This window comes from Bacillus sp. FSL W8-1202 (assembly GCF_038006165.1).
GTDB classification, from domain to species: Bacteria; Bacillota; Bacilli; order Bacillales; family Bacillaceae; genus Bacillus; species Bacillus subtilis.
In genome coordinates this window covers 3,235,841-3,258,848 of record NZ_JBBOUR010000001.1, presented here as the reverse complement: position 1 = coordinate 3,258,848, position 23,008 = coordinate 3,235,841, and the positions used below count along the sequence as shown (strand labels likewise).

Annotated in this window: 27 protein-coding genes and 1 other RNA gene; 22 read left to right on the top strand and 6 right to left on the bottom strand. The window is 42.6% G+C overall.

Annotation, left to right across the window (positions count from 1 at the left end; translation table 11 throughout):
- Positions 1–61 precede the first annotated feature (61 nt).
- The 8 genes from dinG to NSQ09_RS17065 all read left to right on the top strand — a co-directional run bounded on the left by dinG (position 62) and on the right by NSQ09_RS17065 (position 8,264).
- Entirely contained in the window at positions 62–2,857 is a 2,796-nt protein-coding gene (gene dinG / locus NSQ09_RS17100) for an ATP-dependent DNA helicase DinG (RefSeq protein WP_041336369.1), read from the top strand.
- A gap of 142 nt (positions 2,858–2,999) precedes the next feature.
- Complete coding sequence (locus NSQ09_RS17095; RefSeq protein ID WP_341032152.1) at positions 3,000–3,170, top strand: YpmA family protein; 171 nt, start codon at positions 3,000–3,002, stop codon at positions 3,168–3,170.
- 8 nt (positions 3,171–3,178) lie between these two features.
- Positions 3,179–3,664: a cell wall elongation/penicillin-binding protein regulator TseB gene (gene tseB / locus NSQ09_RS17090; RefSeq protein WP_003230665.1), complete on the top strand. Its 486-nt coding sequence runs from the start codon at positions 3,179–3,181 to the stop codon at positions 3,662–3,664.
- A gap of 22 nt (positions 3,665–3,686) precedes the next feature.
- Positions 3,687–4,868 carry an aspartate transaminase AspB gene (aspB, locus tag NSQ09_RS17085; RefSeq protein WP_003230667.1) on the top strand — a complete coding sequence of 394 codons (1,182 nt, stop codon included), beginning with the start codon at positions 3,687–3,689 and terminating at the stop codon, positions 4,866–4,868.
- Positions 4,869–5,011: 143 nt separating this feature from the next.
- Positions 5,012–6,304 (top strand): asparagine--tRNA ligase, encoded by a 1,293-nt coding sequence (gene asnS / locus NSQ09_RS17080; RefSeq protein ID WP_004398777.1) that lies wholly within the window; start codon positions 5,012–5,014, stop codon positions 6,302–6,304.
- Positions 6,305–6,396: 92 nt separating this feature from the next.
- Positions 6,397–7,095 (top strand): DNA replication protein DnaD, encoded by a 699-nt coding sequence (dnaD, locus tag NSQ09_RS17075; RefSeq protein ID WP_004398499.1) that lies wholly within the window; start codon positions 6,397–6,399, stop codon positions 7,093–7,095.
- A gap of 18 nt (positions 7,096–7,113) precedes the next feature.
- The gene (gene nth / locus NSQ09_RS17070; protein ID WP_009967580.1) at positions 7,114–7,773 is read left to right on the top strand and encodes an endonuclease III; all 660 of its coding nucleotides are present in this window, start codon (positions 7,114–7,116) and stop codon (positions 7,771–7,773) included.
- Positions 7,770–8,264: a YpoC family protein gene (locus NSQ09_RS17065; RefSeq protein WP_041351582.1), complete on the top strand. Its 495-nt coding sequence runs from the start codon at positions 7,770–7,772 to the stop codon at positions 8,262–8,264. Before nth ends, NSQ09_RS17065 begins: the two co-directional genes overlap by 4 nt.
- Before the next feature lie 75 nt (positions 8,265–8,339).
- Here the strand turns inward: NSQ09_RS17065 and NSQ09_RS17060 are convergent, their stop codons facing one another.
- Positions 8,340–11,078 carry a PBP1A family penicillin-binding protein gene (locus tag NSQ09_RS17060; RefSeq protein ID WP_144461803.1) on the bottom strand — a complete coding sequence of 913 codons (2,739 nt, stop codon included), beginning with the start codon at positions 11,076–11,078 and terminating at the stop codon, positions 8,340–8,342.
- Between the two features lie 21 nt (positions 11,079–11,099).
- Positions 11,100–11,720: a Holliday junction resolvase RecU gene (recU, locus tag NSQ09_RS17055; protein ID WP_004399067.1), complete on the bottom strand. Its 621-nt coding sequence runs from the start codon at positions 11,718–11,720 to the stop codon at positions 11,100–11,102.
- Positions 11,721–11,760: 40 nt separating this feature from the next.
- Here recU and NSQ09_RS17050 point away from each other — a divergent pair, with 40 nt between their 5' ends.
- Positions 11,761–12,687 carry a DUF2515 domain-containing protein gene (locus NSQ09_RS17050; RefSeq protein WP_144453356.1) on the top strand — a complete coding sequence of 309 codons (927 nt, stop codon included), beginning with the start codon at positions 11,761–11,763 and terminating at the stop codon, positions 12,685–12,687.
- A gap of 32 nt (positions 12,688–12,719) precedes the next feature.
- Here NSQ09_RS17050 and sspM read toward each other — a convergent pair whose 3' ends face one another.
- Complete coding sequence (gene sspM, locus NSQ09_RS17045; protein ID WP_003225606.1) at positions 12,720–12,824, bottom strand: acid-soluble spore protein SspM; 105 nt, start codon at positions 12,822–12,824, stop codon at positions 12,720–12,722.
- A 198-nt stretch (positions 12,825–13,022) separates the two neighbouring features.
- Between sspM and NSQ09_RS17040 the strand changes: the two genes are divergently transcribed.
- Both NSQ09_RS17040 and NSQ09_RS17035 read left to right on the top strand, forming a co-directional pair.
- Entirely contained in the window at positions 13,023–13,268 is a 246-nt protein-coding gene (locus NSQ09_RS17040; protein ID WP_004398488.1) for a YppD family protein, read from the top strand.
- Between the two features lie 45 nt (positions 13,269–13,313).
- A complete protein-coding gene (locus tag NSQ09_RS17035) occupies positions 13,314–13,685 on the top strand; it encodes a YppE family protein (protein WP_003246080.1) in 372 nt (123 codons plus the stop codon).
- A gap of 38 nt (positions 13,686–13,723) precedes the next feature.
- Here NSQ09_RS17035 and NSQ09_RS17030 read toward each other — a convergent pair whose 3' ends face one another.
- Positions 13,724–13,912 carry a YppF family protein gene (locus NSQ09_RS17030; protein ID WP_003230690.1) on the bottom strand — a complete coding sequence of 63 codons (189 nt, stop codon included), beginning with the start codon at positions 13,910–13,912 and terminating at the stop codon, positions 13,724–13,726.
- Between the two features lie 187 nt (positions 13,913–14,099).
- Between NSQ09_RS17030 and NSQ09_RS17025 the strand changes: the two genes are divergently transcribed.
- On the top strand, positions 14,100–14,477 hold the full coding sequence (locus NSQ09_RS17025) for a YppG family protein (protein WP_144453358.1): 378 nt from the start codon (positions 14,100–14,102) through the stop codon (positions 14,475–14,477).
- A 20-nt stretch (positions 14,478–14,497) separates the two neighbouring features.
- Here NSQ09_RS17025 and NSQ09_RS17020 read toward each other — a convergent pair whose 3' ends face one another.
- Positions 14,498–14,917 (bottom strand): Hsp20/alpha crystallin family protein, encoded by a 420-nt coding sequence (locus NSQ09_RS17020; RefSeq protein ID WP_004398640.1) that lies wholly within the window; start codon positions 14,915–14,917, stop codon positions 14,498–14,500.
- A gap of 137 nt (positions 14,918–15,054) precedes the next feature.
- Here NSQ09_RS17020 and NSQ09_RS17015 point away from each other — a divergent pair, with 137 nt between their 5' ends.
- The 9 genes from NSQ09_RS17015 (at position 15,055) to NSQ09_RS16975 (ending at position 22,425) form a co-directional block, all read left to right on the top strand.
- On the top strand, positions 15,055–15,561 hold the full coding sequence (locus tag NSQ09_RS17015; protein ID WP_009967573.1) for a PTS sugar transporter subunit IIA: 507 nt from the start codon (positions 15,055–15,057) through the stop codon (positions 15,559–15,561).
- 102 nt (positions 15,562–15,663) lie between these two features.
- Positions 15,664–17,913: an ATP-dependent helicase MrfA gene (mrfA, locus tag NSQ09_RS17010; protein WP_014480101.1), complete on the top strand. Its 2,250-nt coding sequence runs from the start codon at positions 15,664–15,666 to the stop codon at positions 17,911–17,913.
- A 20-nt stretch (positions 17,914–17,933) separates the two neighbouring features.
- A complete protein-coding gene (gene mrfB / locus NSQ09_RS17005; RefSeq protein WP_069837596.1) occupies positions 17,934–19,175 on the top strand; it encodes a metal-dependent exonucleaseMrfB in 1,242 nt (413 codons plus the stop codon).
- 100 nt (positions 19,176–19,275) lie between these two features.
- Complete coding sequence (locus tag NSQ09_RS17000) at positions 19,276–19,404, top strand: hypothetical protein (protein WP_003230707.1); 129 nt, start codon at positions 19,276–19,278, stop codon at positions 19,402–19,404.
- Between the two features lie 83 nt (positions 19,405–19,487).
- Positions 19,488–19,715 (top strand): spore coat protein CotD, encoded by a 228-nt coding sequence (gene cotD / locus NSQ09_RS16995; protein WP_072557090.1) that lies wholly within the window; start codon positions 19,488–19,490, stop codon positions 19,713–19,715.
- 88 nt (positions 19,716–19,803) lie between these two features.
- Positions 19,804–20,349 carry a DUF1273 domain-containing protein gene (locus NSQ09_RS16990; protein ID WP_026113706.1) on the top strand — a complete coding sequence of 182 codons (546 nt, stop codon included), beginning with the start codon at positions 19,804–19,806 and terminating at the stop codon, positions 20,347–20,349.
- Positions 20,350–20,424: 75 nt separating this feature from the next.
- Positions 20,425–20,721 carry a cell division regulator GpsB gene (gene gpsB / locus NSQ09_RS16985; RefSeq protein WP_003225629.1) on the top strand — a complete coding sequence of 99 codons (297 nt, stop codon included), beginning with the start codon at positions 20,425–20,427 and terminating at the stop codon, positions 20,719–20,721.
- Positions 20,722–20,786: 65 nt separating this feature from the next.
- Positions 20,787–21,167, top strand: an RNA gene (gene rnpB / locus NSQ09_RS16980) — RNase P RNA component class B.
- A 100-nt stretch (positions 21,168–21,267) separates the two neighbouring features.
- On the top strand, positions 21,268–22,425 hold the full coding sequence (locus NSQ09_RS16975; protein ID WP_017696986.1) for a THUMP domain-containing class I SAM-dependent RNA methyltransferase: 1,158 nt from the start codon (positions 21,268–21,270) through the stop codon (positions 22,423–22,425).
- Between the two features lie 52 nt (positions 22,426–22,477).
- Here the strand turns inward: NSQ09_RS16975 and NSQ09_RS16970 are convergent, their stop codons facing one another.
- The gene (locus NSQ09_RS16970) at positions 22,478–22,630 is read right to left on the bottom strand and encodes a YpzG family protein (protein WP_010327933.1); all 153 of its coding nucleotides are present in this window, start codon (positions 22,628–22,630) and stop codon (positions 22,478–22,480) included.
- A 163-nt stretch (positions 22,631–22,793) separates the two neighbouring features.
- On the opposite strand from NSQ09_RS16970, the gene NSQ09_RS16965 reads away from it, so the two are divergent.
- Positions 22,794–22,985 carry a hypothetical protein gene (locus NSQ09_RS16965; protein ID WP_003246090.1) on the top strand — a complete coding sequence of 64 codons (192 nt, stop codon included), beginning with the start codon at positions 22,794–22,796 and terminating at the stop codon, positions 22,983–22,985.
- Positions 22,986–23,008 lie beyond the last annotated feature (23 nt).

Genomic DNA, 23,008 nt, shown 5'->3' with positions numbered 1-23,008 from the left:
CCATTTCCGTACAAAACGTGTTACACTTTTGTCGTATGCAAGAATTGAGGTGTCCATTTTAATGAATAAGCAACGGTTCGTTGTTATAGATGTAGAGACAACAGGGAATTCGCCGAAGAAAGGCGATAAAATCATACAAATCGCAGCGGTTGTAATCGAAAATGGACAAATTACTGAGCGGTTTTCAAAATACATTAATCCAAATAAATCAATCCCTGCTTTTATTGAGCAGCTTACTGGAATCTCTAATCAAATGGTAGAAAATGAACAGCCATTTGAAGCAGTTGCTGAAGAAGTATTCCAATTGCTTGACGGCGCTTATTTTGTCGCCCACAATATCCATTTTGACCTTGGATTTGTCAAGTATGAGCTGCATAAGGCGGGCTTTCAGCTCCCAGATTGTGAAGTGCTTGATACTGTCGAGCTCTCACGCATTGTTTTTCCGGGATTTGAAGGGTATAAGCTGACGGAATTAAGCGAGGAGCTTCAGCTGCGGCATGATCAGCCGCACCGGGCTGACAGCGATGCTGAAGTGACAGGGCTTATTTTTTTGGAAATCCTTGAAAAGCTGCGGCAGCTTCCTTATCCGACATTAAAGCAGTTAAGAAGGCTTTCGCAGCATTTCATCAGTGATCTGACGCATTTGTTGGATATGTTCATTAATGAAAACAGACATACCGAGATACCGGGCTATACGCGCTTTTCTTCGTTTTCTGTCAGAGAACCTGAAGCTATCGATGTTCGTATAAATGAGGACGAGAACTTCTCATTTGAGATCGAAAGCTGGGAAGCGGGAAATGAAAAAGCGCTGTCAGAGTTACTGCCTGGGTATGAAAAAAGAGACGGCCAAATGATGATGATGAGAGAGGTGGCTGATGCGTTTGCCAATCGTGAGCATGCGCTGATTGAAGCTCCTCCAGGCATCGGAAAAACGATTGGCTATCTTATTCCGGCTGCGCTTTTTGCCAAGAAATCAAAAAAGCCGGTCATAATCAGCACGTATTCGACGCTTTTACAGCAGCAGATTCTCACAAAGGATTTGCCGATTGTCCAAGATCTGTTTCCATTTCCGGTAACAGCGGCGATTTTAAAAGGGCAATCGCATTATTTATGCCTGTATAAATTTGAGCAGGTGCTTCATGAAGAAGATGATAATTATGATGCCGTACTGACAAAGGCACAGCTTCTTGTTTGGCTGACAGAGACAAATACAGGAGATGTAGCGGAACTGAATTTGCCTTCAGGCGGAAAATTGCTGTGGGACAGATTGGCTTATGACGATGACTCCTATAAAAGAAGTCGCAGTGAGCATGTGATCGGTTTTTACGAGCGGGCCAAACAGATTGCTATGCGCTCCGATTTGGTGATCACCAATCATTCCCTTTTGCTGACCGATGAAGGCAGCCAGAAAAAAAGGCTTCCCGAAAGCGGGACATTTATTATTGATGAAGCACACCATTTTGAACGTGCGGCAAGCGAACATTTAGGGAAAAGAGCCACGTACATAGAATTGCATACGAAATTGAGCAGAATCGGCACTCTGAAGGAGCAGGGACTTCTAAAAAAGATGAGACAGCTATTCCAGCGAAACAGCCTGCCGGTTGATTCATTTTTCGAATTGGAAGAGTGGCTTCAGCACGTTCAAGCAGAAAGTGATGCTTTCTTCAGCTCTGTACATTCTTTTGTCAAACGAAGAAAACCTAAAGAAGACTTAAACCGTCTAGTGTTTAAGGTGAACAAAGAAAGCCAGGATAAAAGCTGGTCGATCTTAACGGATGGTGCGGAGAGGCTTTGTTCCATGCTGACAAATTTGCAGCAGCTTTTTGAGGCGCAGTCATCCCTGATGGAAAAACATTTGAAGGGTATGAAGAGCAAAACCGTCTTTTTAGCCGATGAATACCAAAGAAGCATGAAAGGCTTGCAGCATTACTGTCAGACGTTGCAGAAGCTCTTCTTTGGGTCTGATGATGATGAAGCGGTTTGGATTGAAATAGATGCAAAGGGTGCGAAAAATGCAGTGGCCATTTACGCACAGCCTCTTGAACCTGGTGAACTTCTGGCTGATCAGTTTTTCGCGCGCAAAAATAGTGTGGTGCTGACATCTGCAACCCTTACAGTCGAAGGTTCTTTTCAATTTATGATTGAACGACTGGGACTGAGTGACTTTTTCCCGCGGACAATGAGAATTGAGTCACCCTTTTCTTACGATGAGCGTATGCAGGTGATGATTCCAAAAGAAATGAAATCAATTCAGGATACAGGGCAACCTGAATTTATACAGGATACAGCCCGTTATATCGAACTGATGGCAAAGGAAAAACAGCCTAAAATCCTTGTGCTGTTTACATCCCATGATATGCTGAAAAAGGTTCACCAGGAGCTTAAGCATAACATGAGTGCTTCCGGCATTCAGCTCTTGGCACAAGGGATTACAGGCGGAAGTCCCGGCAAACTGATGAAGACTTTTAAAACATCCAATCAGGCGATCCTGCTCGGAACAAATCATTTTTGGGAAGGCGTTGATTTCCCTGGTGATGAGCTGACGACAGTAATGATCGTGAGGCTCCCATTCCGGTCCCCTGATCACCCGCTTCATGCTGCAAAATGTGAGCTTGCCCGCAAAAAAGGAAAGAATCCGTTTCAAACAGTGTCATTACCGGAAGCTGTGCTGACCTTCAGGCAAGGAATCGGACGCTTGCTGCGTTCTGCGGGAGACAAGGGAACGATTATTATATTGGACAGACGGATTAAAACCGCTGGTTACGGCCGGCTGTTTCTTGATGCCTTGCCGACAACCTCAGTATCCGAAATGACTGACAGCGAGCTTGAAGCTTATGTTGCAGGGGAAAAAGAATAAAAGCCGCATAAAGCGGCTTTTGCGGTGTGGGAGTAGGATGGTGTTTTATTTAAAAGCGGATTTCCCGCTCTGTGATACTAGTATGGCGTGTCCTGAAATGGAGTATGACTAACAATATTTGTTCAAACTGGAGGATGAAAAAATGCAAAGTAAAATCGAAATTCTTTCAACAATTAATGTAGAGCATTCTGATGATCTGTATAAAATTGTGGACACATTGAATCGTACACTGAAAAGAGACAATCTGATGTTCGGCCTTGCGCTGGATGAAGAAAACAAAAACCAAGCCGTTTTTACCATTTATCGTACGTAGGTGAGAAGATGAGAAAAAAAGCATTAATATTTACCGTCATTTTTGGTATTATTTTTTTAGCAGTACTTCTTGTCTCGGCAAGCATTTATAAATCAGCCATGGCACAAAAGGAAGAGGGGCACGAAGCAGCAGCTGCTGAAGCTAAAAAAGAAACCGATCTCGCCCATGTTGATCAAGTCGAAACATTTGTCGGAAAAGAAAAATATTATGTTGTAAAGGGAACGGATAAAAAAGGCACTGCATTATATGTCTGGGTTCCTGCTGATAAAAAAGCAAAAATTCTCTCAAAAGAAGCGAAAGAGGGAATCTCTGAAGACAAAGCGGCGAAAATCATAAAGGATGAAGGGCTGGTTTCAAAGCAAAAAGAGGTTCATCTGGCAAGAGAAGGAAACGTCCTGCTTTGGGAAGTGACGTACTTAGACAAAGAAGGGCAATACAGTTTAAGTTATGTGGACTTTACAACTGGAAAGATTCTCAAAAATATCACGCCTTAAGACGAATTAGGGGGAGTTCAAGTTGAAACTGGCAAAAAGAGTATCCGCATTAACACCATCAACCACACTGGCAATCACAGCGAAAGCGAAAGAACTGAAAGCCGCAGGCCATGATGTCATCGGCTTAGGAGCAGGCGAGCCTGACTTCAATACACCGCAGCATATTATTGATGCCGCTGTGCGTTCGATGAACGAGGGCCATACGAAATACACGCCTTCCGGTGGTTTGGCTGAACTGAAAAACAGCATTGCAGAGAAATTTAAACGCGACCAGAATATTGAATACAAACCGTCTCAAATTATTGTCTGCACTGGTGCCAAACATGCTCTGTATACCCTTTTCCAAGTGATTTTGGATGAAGAAGATGAAGTTATTATTCCAACGCCTTACTGGGTAAGCTACCCGGAGCAGGTGAAACTCGCTGGCGGAAAGCCTGTTTATGTAGAAGGGCTTGAGGAAAATCACTTCAAAATTTCGCCTGAGCAGCTGAAAAATGCAATTACGGAAAAAACAAAAGCAATCGTTATTAACTCTCCAAGCAACCCGACTGGTGTCATGTATACGGAAGAAGAACTATCTGCGCTCGGTGAAGTGTGCCTTGAACATGATATCTTGATTGTGTCAGATGAAATTTATGAAAAACTTACATACGGCGGAAAGAAACATGTTTCCATTGCACAGCTGTCAGACAGACTGAAAGAGCAAACGGTCATTATAAACGGCGTATCGAAGTCCCACAGCATGACAGGCTGGAGAATCGGTTATGCGGCAGGCTCTGAAGACATTATTAAAGCGATGACGAACCTTGCAAGCCACAGCACGTCAAACCCGACATCAATCGCACAATACGGAGCGATTGCTGCTTATAACGGGCCTTCTGAGCCATTGGAAGAAATGAGAGAAGCATTTGAACATAGATTAAATACGATCTATGCAAAGCTCATAGAAATCCCAGGGTTCAGCTGTGTGAAGCCGGAAGGTGCTTTTTACTTGTTCCCGAATGCAAAAGAGGCAGCTCAATCTTGCGGTTTCAAAGATGTAGATGAATTTGTTAAAGCGCTTCTCGAGGAGGAAAAAGTTGCGATTGTTCCAGGATCCGGATTTGGCTCTCCTGAGAATGTCCGTCTTTCTTATGCAACATCGTTAGATCTTCTTGAAAAAGCCATTGAAAGAATCAAGCGTTTTGTAGAAAAACATAGCTAACAGATCAAAAAGCGGCTGACAGAAAAGCCGCTTTTTATCTGCATTGACCCGGTTAGTTAAGAGCGGGTATAATAAAGTGATGATAAAAGAGTTCGCGGGGCAATGAGCTTCCGAATGTCTTTCTTGTTTTGGAGGGAAATATGTTGAAAACAACAATCAACCAAGTGTACAAGCACGTAGGTGAGGAAGTAACGATCGGAGCTTGGGTCGCTAATAAGCGTTCAAGCGGGAAAATTGCGTTTTTACAGCTTCGGGACGGTACCGGTTTTATTCAGGGTGTCGTAGTAAAAGCGGAAGTGGAAGAAAGCATTTTCCAAACAGCTAAATCAGTGACGCAGGAAACGTCGCTCTATATAAAAGGGATTGTCAAAGAGGACGAGCGTTCTCCGCTTGGATATGAACTTGCTGTGACAGATATTGAAGTCATTCACGAAGCGACCGATTATCCAATTACACCAAAAGAACACGGAACGGAATTTTTGATGGATCACAGACATTTATGGCTGCGTTCAAAGCGCCAGCATGCGATCATGAAAATCCGTAATGAAATCATTCGCGCGACTTACGAATTCTTTAATAACGAAGGCTTCGTAAAAGTGGATCCGCCGATTTTGACTGGAAGCGCACCTGAAGGAACAACAGAACTCTTTGCGACAAAGTACTTTGATGAAGATGCATATCTGTCTCAAAGCGGACAGCTCTACATGGAAGCTGCGGCAATGGCTTTAGGAAAAGTATTCTCTTTCGGACCGACATTCAGAGCGGAAAAGTCTAAAACAAAGCGTCACTTAATCGAATTCTGGATGATCGAACCGGAAATGGCGTTTGTAGAATTTGAAGAAAACCTTCAAGTACAGGAAAATTACGTTTCTTTCATCGTGCAATCAGTTCTTAAAAATTGCAAAATTGAACTAAACACATTGGGAAGAGACACGTCAAAACTTGAGCAAATCAAAGCCCCGTTCCCAAGAATTACGTATGATGAAGCGATTGAATTTCTGAAAGAAAAAGGCTTTGACGATATCGAGTGGGGAGATGATTTCGGAGCGCCTCATGAAACAGCGATTGCTGAACATTATGACAAACCGGTATTCATCACTCGCTATCCGACGTCCTTAAAACCGTTCTATATGCAGCCGGCTTCTGACCGTGAGGACGTTGTGCTTTGCGCTGACTTGATTGCGCCGGAAGGCTATGGAGAAATCATCGGCGGGTCTGAACGGATTCACGATATGGAACTTTTGGAATCGCGTCTTAAAGAACATGGACTGGATTCTGACGCTTATAAATGGTATGCTGAACTTAGAAAATATGGATCAGTTCCTCATTCCGGCTTCGGCCTTGGATTAGAGCGGACAGTAGCTTGGATCAGCGGAGCGCCTCACGTTCGTGAAACGATTCCGTTCCCAAGACTGTTAAACCGTCTGTATCCGTAATACATTCAAATGAAACAAAAAAGAGTCTCCTGCAAGGGAGGCTTTTTACAGTAAAGGGGCAATCACAATCCTTTACAGTAAGAGGTGTGACGATGAAAAAACAGCAATTTATTGATATGCAGGAGCAGGGAACATCAACCATCCCCAATCTTCTGCTCACGCATTATAAACAGCTTGGGCTTAATGAAACAGAACTTATTCTGCTGTTAAAAATTAAAATGCATTTAGAAAAAGGATCATATTTTCCTACACCGAATCAGCTGCAGGAAGGTATGTCAATTTCTGTTGAAGAATGTACAAACAGATTGCGGATGTTTATTCAAAAAGGCTTTCTGTTTATTGAAGAATGCGAGGATCAAAACGGCATCAAATTTGAGAAATATTCTCTTCAGCCTTTATGGGGCAAGCTGTACGAGTATATTCAGCTTGCACAGAATCAAACACAGGAAAGAAAAGCAGAAGGGGAACAAAAAAGCCTTTATACCATTTTTGAGGAAGAGTTCGCAAGACCGTTATCGCCTTTGGAGTGTGAAACGCTGGCGATCTGGCAGGACCAGGATCAGCATGACGCACAACTGATCAAACACGCGTTAAAAGAGGCTGTACTATCAGGAAAACTCAGTTTCCGCTACATTGACCGGATTTTGTTTGAATGGAAGAAAAACGGGCTTAAAACTGTGGAGCAGGCAAAAATACACAGCCAAAAATTCCGGCGTGTACAAGCAAAGCAGAATGAACCGCAAAAAGAGTATAAAAGGCAGGTTCCTTTTTACAATTGGCTTGAACAATAAAGTGAAAAGGTGACAATCGTGTTAAATCTAAAACAAATTGAATTCTGTTTAGACAAGATAGGTGACATGTTTCCTCATGCGGAGTGTGAACTGGTTCATTCCAATCCTTTTGAATTAGTGGTGGCTGTTGCTTTATCTGCGCAATGTACAGATGCACTTGTAAACAGAGTGACCAAAACATTATTCCAAAAATATAAACGGCCGGAAGACTATTTGGCTGTTCCGCTGGAAGAGCTTCAGCAGGATATTAAATCAATCGGTTTATATCGTAATAAAGCGAAAAATATTCAAAAGCTGAGTAAAATGATTATTGAAGATTACGGCGGAGAAGTGCCGAGAGACCGTGATGAGCTTGTCAAACTGCCAGGGGTCGGGAGAAAGACCGCAAACGTAGTGGTATCCGTTGCGTTTGGCGTGCCGGCCATAGCCGTAGATACCCATGTGGAGAGAGTCAGCAAACGATTGGGCATTTGCCGGTGGAAGGACTCGGTTCTGGAAGTTGAAAAGACGCTGATGCGCAAGGTTCCCAAAGAAGACTGGTCCGTTACGCATCACCGGCTTATTTTCTTCGGCAGATATCACTGTAAAGCCCAATCTCCGCGCTGTGCGGAGTGTCCGCTGCTTTCTTTGTGCAGAGAAGGGCAGAAGAGAGATAAAAAAGGACTGGTGAAACGATGACGCAAGCAAAAGAAGTGTTGGCTTCCTATGAGCAATACTTGCGCGGTCTTGGCCAGAAGAGTTCCTCGGATATGAAGAAAACCTTGCAGACCAATCCCGTGTATTTTGATTTCTGCACGGAATTACAAGGCGATTTGCCATGGGAAGACAGCGGGAAATACGTTCCGCTTTTATTTGAAGTGTGGGATGACATCAAAGCATCACTTCTCCCAGTCTTTCAAACACGAAAATCGAGATGTGACCAAAACGAAATGTTAAAGGGCATTGTGTGTTTGCTGGCTTCGTTACATTGGACAGCAGGTGAGCCGGTGAAATCGCTCGATTGGCAAGAACTGAGGGAGAAATCATATCCCGCAAAGCCGATTAATTGGGCTGAACGAGTGGAATTTATTCTTCTTAAGCCGACCCAATACCATTGCTTTATTCAGCTTGATGAGCTGATTACCGAAATGAAAAAGCATTTTTATAAATATCATGCGATGAATCGATAAAACCTCCTGTTAAAACGGGAGGTTTTTTATTGTGTACCAAAAAAGCCATCACCCCAAAGGTGACGGCTTTTTTGGTTAATTTGTTTTTTCAATTGATGATGAGTTTGTTTGTGTTTTATTAGATGTGTCTGTTTTATTTTTATTCGTGTCAGAACCTGTTGAATCATTCTTATCAGAGTTCGAATCACCATCCGACGTATCCTGGTTGTTACTGTTATCGTTATCGTTTGATTGGTCTTGGTTATTGTTGTCGGACGGATTGGTGTTCGTATTGTCTTGTTTTTTGTCTTGATCGTTTGTTGAATCATCTGTCTGATCTTGATCCGTCTGACCGTCATCTTTTTGAGAATCATCAGTTTGTGTATCATCCTGAGTCTTCTCATCATCTTGTTTTTCATCATCCGTTTGTTGCTGGTCTTTTTTATCTTCATCGTCTTCAGCTTTTGGCACCTCATAAGATGTGGAAGCTGTACTTTTGCCATCATCACTGACGGCTGTTACTTCGAATTTGTATACAGATCCTGGCTGCACACCCGAAATAACTGCCTCTTTTGCAGAGCTGTTTTGAATTTCCGAGTAGCTGCCGCCGTCAACAGATTGCTTAACAGCAAAGGTCGCATCTCCGTCGTAATTCCAGCTTAACGTTAAAGATTGATTGTCTTTATCGTATTTCACGTTTAAACCAGACAGTTTAGCTGTTTCCTCTTTTTCTTCTTTCTCATATGTTTTAGAAACAGTAGAAGGAGCTGTGCCTTTAACAAAGTACTCTGTGAGCTTCTTATCGCTTGGCGTATTTGGCCCTGCCAGTTTTGCCGGATTAGAACCTTTTTCTACGGTGGCTTCCACTACGCTGTCAGGCTTCTCAAATGATCCGCTTCCGTCATCGACATCGGCGATGAGCTGGGCGAAGATGCGCTTTGCAACTTTTTGCTCTTCAGCTGAAAGTGATTTCTTTCCAGCCTCGTTTTCTCCCATTCCCGTCCAGACGGCAGCTGTATATTGCGGTGTGTAGCCAACGAACCAAGAATCTCGGGCGCCACCGCTAGCGATATTGTACCTTTTGACTTCATTATCATCAAAGTTAGTCGTTCCTGTTTTTCCTGCAACTTCTACACCAGGTACTTGTGCAAGCTGTCCAGTACCTGTCTTCACAGCTGTTTTCAGCATATCTGTAATCATAAACGCAGTATAATCACTCATGGCTGATTTTGATTTTGGTGTTAAGTCAAGCTTCGTGCCATCGTTAAATTCGATAGATTTTACAAAATGCGGTTCATTATACGTTCCGTTATTTCCAAACGCGCTGTATGCACCTGCCATTGTCAGAGGAGAAACACCATCGTTCCCACCGAAACCGCCAATAGAATAGGCCTCTGTTACATTATCTTTTGTTAAACCAAGCCCGAGTCCATTTGCAAAGTCTACAGCAGTATCTTTACCGACTGCCTGGAATGCTTTTAAAGCAGGTATATTTCTTGATTGGGCCAGAGCGTAACGCATTGAGATAGGCCCTAGATATTTGCGGTCCCAATCACGAATCGGTTTTCCGTTAGAATACGTATAAGCTGAGTCATCAATTTGTTCGTATGTGGACCATTTCTTATTTTCAATAACTGGTCCGTAGTCCAAAATCGGTTTTATGGTCGAACCAGGCTGTGCCTTAGTTTGAGTAGCATAGTTAAAGCCTCCGACAGGCTGATTGCGTCCCGCACCAATCGCTCGGACTTCTCCGTTTTTGGTATCGAGAAGCGTCACACCGCCCTGCATGCCTTCAGTAAATCCGACGGTGTCTCCGTCCATTAATTCATCTAGTTTATCTTGTGCTTTTGTATCTAATGTCGTATAGATCTTTAATCCGTCAGCAGATGGATCGACATCAGATTTTTCATCAATTTCCTTCATAACCTCTTCAACAAATGCGCTGTATTTGTTTGTACTTGCTTTTTCATATTCCTTCTGTGACACGACGCCTTCGTCTTTCACTGCCACTTTTTTCGCTTTGTTATATTGAGAATCAGAAATAAATCCTTGCTTTTTCATCAGACTGAGTACGATGTTGCGTCGTTTTTCCGCTTTATCCGGGTTTTTGACCGGGTTGTACGCTGTTGGGCTCTGCGGCATTCCTGCAAGCGTCGCAGCCTGTTCGACAGTCAATTTGCTTAAATCTGTAACGCCGAAAAATTCTTCCGCCGCTTTTCCGATTCCGTATGCTCTAGGAGAAAAATAAATCCGGTTTAAATACATTTCTAAAATTTCATCTTTAGAGTAATTGCGCTCCAGCTGAATCGAAAGCCATACTTCCTGGACCTTCCGTTTCAACGTCTTCTGATGTGAAAGAAGGGAGTTTTTGACGACCTGCTGGGTGATCGTACTTCCGCCTTCAGCCCCGAAGCCGTCTTTAAAGTTGGCAACTAAAGCACCGCCGATACGGACAGGGTCAATCCCGTGGTGCTCATAAAAACGAGCGTCTTCTGTCGCGATAAAGGCTTCTTTTACAACATCGGGAATTTCATCTATCGAGACGTAGGTCCGTTTTTCGGCGCCGACTTCGGCGATCTCTTTTCCATTTTTATCATAAATCGTTGATGAATAAGGCGTCTTCAATTTGCTTTCATCAAGGGACGGCGCATCAGAAACCATGACGGCAAATGTAACAGCACCGCCGACTACGCCTAAAACAAACAGAATGAGTAAAGTGAAAAGGGTCTTTTTAAACAATCCGCCCTTTTTTCGTTTCTTGCCTTTTTTCGGTGAAGGACTCGACTTGCTGTTCGCTTTTCGTCGAGCTTCACGGCTGTTAAATTGATCTGACATAACATCTCAACCTTTCGTTAATCAACCTTTCGCACCAGATGATGGCGAAAAATAAAGCTGTTCAATAATACTAATATAATCAATTCTGGGTGCGTATCCAAGAGAAATCGGATAAGCTGTTTCTTCCAACTCATCTTTTCGAATTGATTTTCTGCCGTTTTTTTCTTTTCTGTCCCAGAAATAAAACAGCTTATCGGCTTCCAAAAAATAAACCTGGTCGAAAGCGGATATAATAACAAAACAAATACCGTCTTGAGCCTTTACCTGCTTCATATGCTCGATTTGATGGTCATGAAAATTCTGCAGGGGGAAAGAGGTCTTGTTTTTCGTTTCTTTCGCCTCAAAATCAATATACCGCCCTTTGTAAATCCCATTGTAGTCTGTTGTCGATGATTGTTTAAAGTAAGCTTCTTTAATCACTGCGGCACTTCTTTTTGGATAATGGACATTTACAATTTGAACAGGTGTCGGCTTTTTGTGTATAACGGCAATTTGGTTTGTCAGATAATACTTATTCGTTTCGTTTAAGTCATCTTCGAGGGTCATTCCGCGATTACTGTAAGACGGCGCCCTTTTCTGACTGTTTTGGGATGAAACCGAATGTTTCGGCTGAAATGTTTTTCCGTTAGGATACCGAATCACTTTCTCATCCTCCTTATTAAACTAATCATGACGGAAGTGAATGAACGTGCAAGAACAACAGACCATCAGAAAGCTTCTGAGCCGGATTGAGCGGCAGACAAAAATAAAAAACGCGGATAACATTTCAAGAACAAATGCTTATAAAGCATTTTACGACCGTCATCCGGAAATCAAATGGTCGCTTTTGGCTTCTTTCGTTTCTCGTAATGCAGGCTGGTCAATGACTGACTTAAAAGGCAGTCTGTTTCAGCTTGGACTCCGTGAGAGACAGCAAAAATGGTTCTTTTTAGCCTATGAAAGAGCGAACTGGCTTATATTTTCGGATGCCTATCCGCAGCTTCTATTATACCAATGGTCAAAAAGAGTCGGGAAGCCGCTGTTTCATCTGCTGCATGTGTTTGGCGTCTCACAATTTATGACGGAAGAATGGACCCGTTTTTGGCATGAGCGAAATACGGAGCGGCTAATGTATGCCCTCATTATAAATGAACAAAACACTATCCAAACACCTATTATACAAAATCCTTCGTTTAAAAAGAATGTTTTTGACACGATTCCTTTTTATTTAAGTGATTGGTTGCATTTTAACACCGTTATTTTTCCTTCCTCAAATGGGTTTCTTTACGGCATTTCAGTGAAACGCTTTTCAAAGGCGGAGGAAAGGATAAGGCTGGGAAAGCAGCTGTCTCAATTGCTGTTCAAGCCAGAATTGTTCTCCTCTTTTTATCACTTTTTGCACACAGTGCCGCACACAGGTTCCCGTTTTGATATGGAAAAGATGATCGGGATTACAAAAAGAACATCTCCTATGCTAAGGACATGCTACCCTGAGTTAATCCACTCATTAGACGGAACGAAAACAGATTGGTTTCATGGAAAGATAAAGAAAACGTTCTTTAGGCGCGAGGAATTGCCGAAGCAGATTGAATTGACAGACTGGTATTTACATAAAAGGAGCAGTGGCTGAAAAAATAAAGAAGCAAGGAAATTCCTTGCTTCTTACGTAGAAGGGCGGTTCGGGCCGCCTAATTTTTTATCTAAAGAATCGATTGCCTTTGATTCAGTCTTTTTTTGCTGGCCGGCTTTTTTCGGTCTTGTTTTCATACGGCACCTCCTCACAAGTATCGTTTGCATTAATGAGGAGGATCATACAATTTTTGCGGGTGTTTTTGTCGAAAACTTCAGCTTTTCGTGGAATACCTGTTTGTTTGGCGATTTGCTTCTAGTTTTGTCATGAGGAAGGAAAGAGCCTTGAGAGCAAAGAATGTTAACCGGGAGAGACAAGGAAAGGGAGGTACACGAATGTCCGGTTATGTATGCAAGACAGATATTCTCCGTATGCTTTCTGATATAGAAGATGAATTAACGCGAGCTGAGCAAAGCCTGAATCATTCTGTAAATGCATTAGAGGCTGAGATGCGGGAAACGGAGAACGATCGCCTAAGTGTGCTCGAAGAAGAAATCATAGATCTTCATATTTGTATAAATGAGCTGTATCAATCGCCTGAACACAGGTATGCGTTTGAGAAGGTATACCGCATCGGCTGAATTTGTGAGTGAAATTTGGTACGATAGGCATTGAGGTGAAAGATATTGCTATCACAAACTTTGCTGGAAATGACCGAGCAAATGATTGAAGTTGCTGAAAAAGGCGCTGATCGGTATCAGGAAGGAAAAAACAGTAATCATTCTTATGATTTTTTTGAGACGATAAAGCCTGCAGTTGAAGAGAATGATGAACTGGCTGCTCGCTGGGCAGAGGGTGCTCTTGAATTGATAAAAGTCCGCCGGCCAAAATATGTGCATAAAGAGCAAATTGAGGCCGTAAAGGATAATTTCCTGGAATTGGTCCTTCAATCTTATGTTCATCATATTCATAAAAAACGATTCAAGGACATCACTGAGTCAGTCCTTTATACATTGCACGCAGTAAAGGATGAAATTGCAAGAGAAGACAGCCGGTAAAAGGCTGTCTTCTTTTCGTTTTTATAGGGGGCCGGACGTTAATTCATCTCATATGCCGGGCTTTCTGCTCCATTTGCTTCGAGAACCTTCATACTGTTACGAAACTCAGTTATGCTGAGATGTCCTTGAATATAGAGGAACTTGGCAAAGTCCATCAGTTTATTCATACAGTCTGTTTCATATTTCTTCATTTCTGCAAAACGTTTGCTTAAGTATGATACGTTCATTATGGTGCATCCCCTCTCATCTGTATTGAAAATATGGTACCATAATGATTCGACTTTTTTCTGTTTTTGAAAAATTTAAACTTTCGACACAATTTGACAAATGCTAATCATCACTTGTGACACAAACAATAGAAGTCATTCATACATATATAGAAGAGAAATATGTTGTGTTTAGGGGGGAATCGCAATGAACGGGAGCTCTCGAAGCTATCCTCGGCAAATGGGCTATTATTATCCTCAGCATATGCAAGGATATTATCAGCAGGCTGCACCCGGTTATTTAGAGCAACAACTGCCTCAGCAGCATTATGGACAGCAGGATTATTATCAGCCTTATGCTCCGATCCAGCCTATGCCTATGCAGCCGCCTGTATTTTCTAACCCTTATCCTATCCCAAGGCCTAATCAACAGCAGCCTTCACAATTTCAAAGCATTATGTCGCAGTTCAAAAAAGCCAATGGGAAATTTGATTTTAATAAAATGATGGATACGACAGGTCAAGTAATGAGTGCAATGAATCAGGTCGGATCTTTAATAAAGGGATTTACCAGCTTTTTTAAATGACAGAAGCATGAATGAATCGTTCATTCATGCTTATTTTTTGGAAAGAAAAGTGTCATTGTCTGCTCGTTCCAAGACGTTTCCATATCTTCTTGGCGAACTTCATAAGGCAGCTGAACCGTTCTTGTCATGCTTGTAAAGGTAGCCTCATTTTGGTGTTTCTGTTTTTCTTGGAGTGTTACATGGAGATACCTCGATTTAACATCAACGACGATCTCGCCATCTCGAAACGTCGCCGGAATGGTAATATCGATATACAGCCCAGTATCTCTTTCTCTGACATGTATGGTCGTCTGCACATCCTTTAAACTCGAGTTGATTAGGTTCTGAAATCCGTTTATAAGGTTGCCGAACGCTGAGGATTGAAAAAGAGTGTCGATTGCCTCCGTTATGATTTCTTCTTTCTTTTGCAGTTCGTTCTTTTTGTCATCATGGAATTCCAATATCGCCACCGCCTTTTTTAACCAGATTATGCGTCTATGCCAGATGTTGTTATAAATTGAAGCAAAATTGAAAGTGTGGTTAAATAGTGGTGAATGAAGGGATAACGGTTGAAGTGAATGAGAAGGGAGAAAATACATTGCTGAAAAAATTATTCGGAATGGGCAAAATTCAGGAAAAGGTGACAGAAGAGGTTATTTATTCTCCGGCAGACGGTACAGTAATGGACCTGTCAGATGTGCCGGACCCTGTTTTTTCACAGAAAATGATGGGAGAAGGAATAGCGGTGGAACCTTCTAGCGGTGAAATCGTTTCTCCCGCTGAAGGTGAAGTCATTCAGATTTTCCACACCAAACACGCCGTTGGCATTCGGACTCGCTCGGGAATTGAGCTGTTAATTCATGTCGGGCTGGAGACAGTCAATATGAACGGAGAAGGATTTACTGCCCACATTAAAGAAGGGGATAAAGTGAAGGTCGGTGACCCGCTGATTACATGTGATTTGGAATTAATAAAAGAAAAAGCGAGCAGCACAGTCATCCCAATCGTTATAATGAATGGTGAGGCTGTAGGATCAATGGTATCGGCAGGCGAAAAGGCTGCTCGTAAAGGCGAATCAAAGCTCTTTACAATAAAAGCGAAATAAGCAGGGCGTATGCCTTGCTTTTTTTATTCAATTGTATAAAATTTGCACCTAGCCATGCAAACAAATATTCGGTAAACTGTACTTGACAAAGAGGTGTAAAGAATGAAAAAGAAATCACTGACTGAACTCATTTCTGATTTAAAAGGAAATGAAAACGTTGTGAATTGGCATGAAATTGAGCCTCGGGAAGCAAAAACAAGGCCTATGCCCGAAAGTATAGACGAGAGAATCAAAGCGGCCCTTTCGAAAAGGGGCATTGATGAACTATATACTCACCAATATTCCGCTTTTCAATATGTGCAAAAAGGAGAGAGCATCGTTACCGTAACGCCAACAGCATCAGGAAAAACGTTATGCTACAACCTCCCAGTCCTGCAGTCCATCGCCCAAGATGAAACAAACCGGGCGTTATATTTATTTCCGACTAAAGCGCTGGCACAAGACCAAAAGAGCGAGCTAAATGAAATTATTGATGAAATGGGCATTGATATTAAAAGCTTTACATATGACGGGGATACGTCTCCGGCAATCAGACAAAAGGTGAGAAAAGCAGGTCATATTGTCATTACAAACCCCGATATGCTGCATTCTGCCATTCTACCGCATCATACGAAATGGGTCAGTTTGTTTGAAAACCTTAAGTATATCGTCATCGATGAGCTTCATACGTATCGAGGTGTGTTCGGCAGCCATGTGGCAAATGTGATCCGGCGGCTGAAGCGGATCTGCCGGTTTTATGGAAGTGATCCAGTTTTTATTTGTACTTCCGCAACGATTGCCAACCCAAAGGAATTGGGAGAGCAGCTGACAGGCAAACCGATGCGGCTGGTCGATGACAACGGCGCACCGAGCGGACGCAAGCATTTTGTGTTTTACAATCCGCCAATTGTGAACAAACCGCTGAATATTAGAAGGAGCGCAACCGCAGAAGTGAATGAACTGGCGAAAGAGTTCCTTAAAAACAAAGTGCAGACCATTGTTTTTGCCAGAAGCAGAGTTCGGGTGGAAATTATTTTAAGCCATATTCAGGAGCTTGTGAAAAAAGAGATTGGAACAAAATCAATCAGAGGCTATCGGGGAGGCTATCTGCCGAAAGAGCGAAGAGAAATCGAAAGAGGCCTGAGAGAAGGCGACATTTTAGGAGTGGTCAGTACGAATGCCTTAGAGCTTGGTGTTGATATCGGCCAGCTGCAAGTGTGTGTAATGACTGGGTATCCCGGAAGTGTTGCAAGTGCTTGGCAGCAGGCCGGACGAGCCGGCAGAAGACACGGTGAATCTTTGATTATTTTGGTAGCCAATTCAACACCGATTGACCAATATATTGTGCGGCATCCTGAATATTTCTTTAATCGTTCGCCGGAATCTGCAAGAATCAATCCGGAGAATTTGATTATTTTAGTAGACCACTTAAAGTGTGCGGCTTATGAGCTTCCTTTTAGAGCTGATGAAGAATTTGGAGCCATGGAAGTCAGTGATATTCTTGAGTATCTTCAGGAAGAGGCTGTTCTTCACCGCAACGGCGAACGGTACCATTGGGCAAGTGAGTCGTTTCCTGCTTCAAACATCAGTTTGCGTTCCGCCTCCCAGGAAAATGTCGTTATAGTTGATCAGTCGGATATTGCAAATGTAAGGATTATCGGTGAAATGGACCGTTTTAGCGCGATGACGCTTTTGCATGATGAAGCGATTTATTTGCATGAAGGCGTTCAGTATCAAGTTGAGAAGCTCGATTGGGACCATAAAAAGGCGTATGTCAGAAAAGTCGATGTCGAATATTATACGGATGCAAACCTGGCAGTTCAGCTGAAGGTATTAGAAATCGATAAAACGAAAGAAAAAAGCCGTACGTCATTGCACTACGGAGACGTCACTGTCAATGCCCTGCCGACCATTTTTAAAAAAATAAAAATGACCACTTTTGAAAATATTGGGTCTGGACCTATTCATTTGCCGGAAGAAGAACTGCATACAAGTGCAGCTTGGCTCGAAATCAAAACAGCGGATGAAGACATCGGGGAAAAGACACTGGAACAGCTGCTTCTTGGCATCTCGAATGTGCTGCAGCATATTGTCCCTGTGTATATCATGTGTGATCGAAATGATGTTCATGTTGTTTCTCAAATTAAAGCAGCCCATACCGGATTGCCAACTATATTTTTATATGATCATTATCCGGGCGGTATCGGTTTGGCGGAGGAAGTCTTTAAACGTTTTTCAGACATTAATGAAGCGGCGAAACAACTGATTACACATTGTCCTTGTCATGACGGCTGTCCGTCTTGTATAGGTACGGAAATAGAAGGGATAAAAGCAAAGGAAAGAATTTTGCAGCTGTTGGATCAAATGTCGTAAGGAGGGAGGCGAGGCCGGATATGTCATTAAAAGGGAAACTCCAGCGGATGAAAAAGCACATGGTGCTCGACGAAGGAGAACAAAAAATAGAAGCAGGCAAACAAGAAAACCACTTTGATGACATCCCGTTTTTAGAAGAGTGGGAGGCTTTTGGCATGAAGCCTTTCATCTTCGAAGATGAATATTGCCTCATCAGAGAAGTAGAATATCCGCTTTCTCACCGCCATGGGTTATACAGCTTTTCTGAGCTTGAGGAAGTGATCACACTGTGGAATCAAAGCGGCCTGTCGCATACGTTGTCAGCAAAAGGGTATAACAAAAACAACCTCTTTTTCTTTGATACAGAAACAACCGGTCTTGGGGGTGGAGCTGGGAATACCATTTTTTTGCTTGGGCATGCGAGAGTATATGAAGACCGAGTGACAGTCAAACAGCATCTTTTGCCCAAACCGGGGAACGAAGTCGCCTTGTACCAAAGCTTTTTAAGCGAGGTTGACATTACATCACTTGTGACCTACAACGGCAAAGCCTTTGATTGGCCGCAGGTGAAAACAAGGCACACCTTGATCCGTGACAGACTTCCGAAGCTTCCGGAGTTTGGCCACTTTGATCTTTTGCATGGAGCTAGACGCCTGTGGAAACACAAAATGGACCGTGTATCTCTTGGCACGGTTGAAAAAGAGGAGCTCGGCATCCGCAGGCTAGAAGACACACCGGGCTACTTGGCGCCAATGCTTTACTTTCATTTTATCAAGGCGCAAGAGCCGGATCTTTTAAAAGGTGTCCTGCATCATAATGAAATGGATGTGTTATCACTCATTTCATTGTACATCCATATGTCTAAAAAAATCCTTTCAGAATCACATGCGCCAAAAGAACACAGTGAAGCCTATGCTATGGCGAAATGGTTTATGGCTCATAAAGAAACGGACCAAGCGATGAAGCAGTTGGAAAGGCTTATAGAAAAATCGTTTGAGGACCAGGACAGTGCACGGCTGGATTTATCGCTCCTGTACAAAAAACAAAATCGCTTGGAAGAAGCAGTGCCGCTTTGGGAAAAGCTGTCCCGCTCGCAAAACCAGAAGTGCAGGTACGCTGCTGTAATAGAGCTCGCGAAATATTTTGAGCATAAGAAAAAAAAATTCGGAAAAGCATTGCAAATAGCAGAGCAATTGCTTAGCGATGCGGCATGCTTATCAGAGAAAGAAACTGAAAAACTGCATGTGAGAATTGCCCGGCTGAAGAGGAAATATTCCTCTTAAATATTCCCCGGGAAAGCGCAAAAGACGACTTGTTTCGCCATGAATTTTTTTTGCTGAATTCACATTGATTTTGTTGTAGAATAGCGGCGAATCCTGTAAAATGACGTTAGTTATTTTTAAAGGGAGAGTTGGTATGTATAAGGGTGTTTTCTACTTGTTCTTTGTTGTGGTATTTTTGATTGCTTTTGTGTTTTCAAACTTTAAAGACAGCTTAATTGCACACTTTTAAAATAGGTCTTTGCATCAGAACATGTACCCCTTATTTTTCATAGCTTAGTATTGTAATAAAGTTTATGGAAAGGGGATTTTATCATGCATCACTGCAGACCGCATATGATGGCGCCAATTGTCCATCCTACTCATTGCTGTGAACACCATACGTTTTCGAAGACTATCGTGCCGCACATTCACCCACAGCATACAACAAACGTAAACCACCAGCATTTTCAGCACGTTCATTACTTTCCACACACTTTCTCAAATGTTGACTCGGCTACGCATCAGCATTTTCAAGCAGGAAAACCTTGCTGCGACTACTAGTATGGAAAACGTGCAGCTTGATGGTGTAAACAATGCAGCACAACAAATGGGGCCCACGGGAGCCCCATTTTTTAAAGCAGGTGAAATGATGAAAGTATTGGCAATAACGGGCTATAAACCGTTTGAACTCGGGATATTTAAGCAGGATGACAAGGCGCTGTATTACATAAAAAAAGCCATTAAGAACCGGCTGATTGCTTTTTTGGATGAAGGATTAGAATGGATTTTAATTTCGGGCCAGCTTGGAGCGGAGCTGTGGGCGGCAGAAGCTGCATATGATTTGCAGGAGGAATACCCTGACTTAAAGGTAGCTGTCATCACACCATTTTACGAGCAGGAAAAGAACTGGAAAGAACCGAATAAGGAACAGTATGAAGCAGTTCTGGCTCAGGCAGACTATGAAGCAAGCCTGACTCACCGTCCTTATGAAAGCCCGCTTCAATTCAAACAAAAAAATCAGTTCTTCATTGATAAGTCCGACGGGCTTCTGCTTTTATATGACCTGGAAAAGGAAGGCTCCCCTAAGTATATGCTTGGGTCAGCGGAAAAAAGGCGCGAACAGGATGGCTATCCCATCTACTTTATTACAATGGATGACTTGAGAGTGACAGTAGAGGAAGACAGCTACTCATAGCAATAAGAGAAATTTGACAACCGTACAGATTTCTGAAAAAATATATGTGATGATTCACGATACGAGGTGAAAAAGATGCTTGCTGATAAAGTAAAGCTTTCTGCGAAAGAAATTTTGGAAAAAGAATTTAAAACAGGCGTTAGAGGCTACAAGCAAGAAGACGTTGACAAATTTTTAGATATGATTATTAAGGATTATGAAACCTTCCATCAAGAAATTGAAGAACTGCAGCAGGAAAATCTTCAGCTGAAAAAACAGCTTGAAGAAGCAAGTAAAAAACAGCCTGTGCAATCTAACACAACAAACTTTGATATTTTAAAACGGCTGTCTAACTTAGAAAAACACGTTTTTGGCAGCAAGCTTTATGATTGATCACGCTTGAAAAAAATGGCGCTTGTAAATTGTAATCAGTTGTTATATAATAATTCATGTTCTTAACGTTCGGGTAATCGCTGCAGATCTTGAATCTGTAGAGGAAAGTCCATGCTCGCACGGTGCTGAGATGCCCGTAGTGTTCGTGCCTAGCGAAGTCATAAGCTAGGGCAGTCTTTAGAGGCTGACGGCAGGAAAAAAGCCTACGTCTTCGGATATGGCTGAGTATCCTTGAAAGTGCCACAGTGACGAAGTCTCACTAGAAATGGTGAGAGTGGAACGCGGTAAACCCCTCGAGCGAGAAACCCAAATTTTGGTAGGGGAACCTTCTTAACGGAATTCAACGGAGAGAAGGACAGAATGCTTTCTGTAGATAGATGATTGCCGCCTGAGTACGAGGTGATGAGCCGTTTGCAGTACGACGGAACAAAACATGGCTTACAGAACGTTAGACCACTTACATTTAAAATGATGAAAACAAGCTCTCCCGTATAAGGAGAGCTTTTATCTTGAAAAGAGAAAAGTTTTAAAAGACAGGGTGATACGATGAAGAAGTATACACTAATTGCAACGGCGCCGATGGGCATTGAAGCTGTTGTCGCAAAGGAAGTACGAGATTTAGGATACGAATGCAAGGTTGATAACGGGAAAGTTATTTTTGAAGGTGATGCACTTGCCATCTGCCGTTCGAACCTTTGGCTTAGAACAGCCGACCGCATAAAGGTTCAGGTTGCTTCTTTTAAAGCGAAAACATTTGATGAACTGTTTGAAAAAACGAAAGCGATTAACTGGCGCTCATTTATACCTGAAAACGGGAAATTCCCTGTCATCGGAAAATCGGTAAAATCAACACTTGCAAGCGTTCCCGACTGTCAGCGGATCGTCAAAAAAGCAATTGTCGAAAAGCTCAAGCTGCAGTCCGGCAAAGCTAATGATTGGATTGAAGAAACAGGTGCCGAATATAAAGTGGAAATTTCTTTATTGAAAGATCAGGCTCTGATTACGCTGGACTCATCAGGGACGGGCCTTCACAAACGAGGATACCGTGTCGATCAGGGCGGTGCGCCGATTAAAGAAACACTTGCTGCAGCTTTGGTGCAATTAACCAATTGGACGCCCGACCGCCCGTTTGTTGATCCTTTCTGCGGCTCCGGAACAATTGCGATAGAAGCGGCGTTAATTGGCCAAAACATCGCCCCGGGATTCAACCGCGATTTTGTATCAGAGGATTGGGAATGGATCGGTAAAGATCTGTGGAACAAAGCGCGGCTTGAAGTCGAAGAAAAGGCAAATTATGATCAGCCGCTTACAATTTTCGCTAGCGACATAGACCACCGCATGGTTCAAATCGCAAAAGAAAATGCAGAGGAAGCAGGACTGGGAGATTTAATCCAGTTCAAGCAGATGCAGGTCAAAGATTTTACCACAAATCTGGAGTTTGGCGTAATTGTCGGCAACCCGCCATATGGAGAGCGTCTCGGCGAGAAAAAAGCCGTTGAGCAGATGTACAAAGAAATGGGGCAGGCGTTCGAGCCGCTTGATACTTGGTCTGTGTATATGCTGACATCAAATGAAAACTTTGAGGAAGCATATGGCAGAAAAGCAACGAAGAAACGAAAACTCTTTAACGGGTTTATTAAAACGGATTATTATCAATACTGGTCAAAAGTAAGACCGCAGCGCAAGAAAACAGAAAACGCATAAAAAGAAGACGCTCTGCATGCGTCTTCTTTCATCTTTCAGCCCTATTCTATCGTTACCAACGGTGAGCTTTCGCGTTGCTTCTCAATATAATGTTGGTTTGGGACATTTCAGTGTGACCGTTTACTTGAGACTTAGAACGTTTAGGCCGCGTCCAATTGTGATGAAACAGTTCAGAATGCTGATCTAATCGGTTTCTATAACTCATGTCAACATCACTCCCTGATAGAATATTGTTGATAAGACGGATAATCCGGAGACGGAATATCAAGTGTAGTTTGTGCATGTTCCGGTGATAACATGCGGTAAAGCATGTATATAAAATGAAAAGTTCGCATACAATGATGATTATTTCCATCAGAGGTGATCTCATGCTGAACAGCGAACATTTTAATCTTATTCAAAGGGCGCTTGACGCAACAGCAAACGAGCTGAAGGAGCTCGGAACTGATTCGTCTCCGTCTGTGATTTCGCATGCGCAAACTGATTTAGAAAAAGCGGTAGAACATATTTATTCAACAGACCATCCTTTTTTATCGTCGCATGTGATCAATCGTAAGTAAACTGCAAAAAACTTGGCATTGCC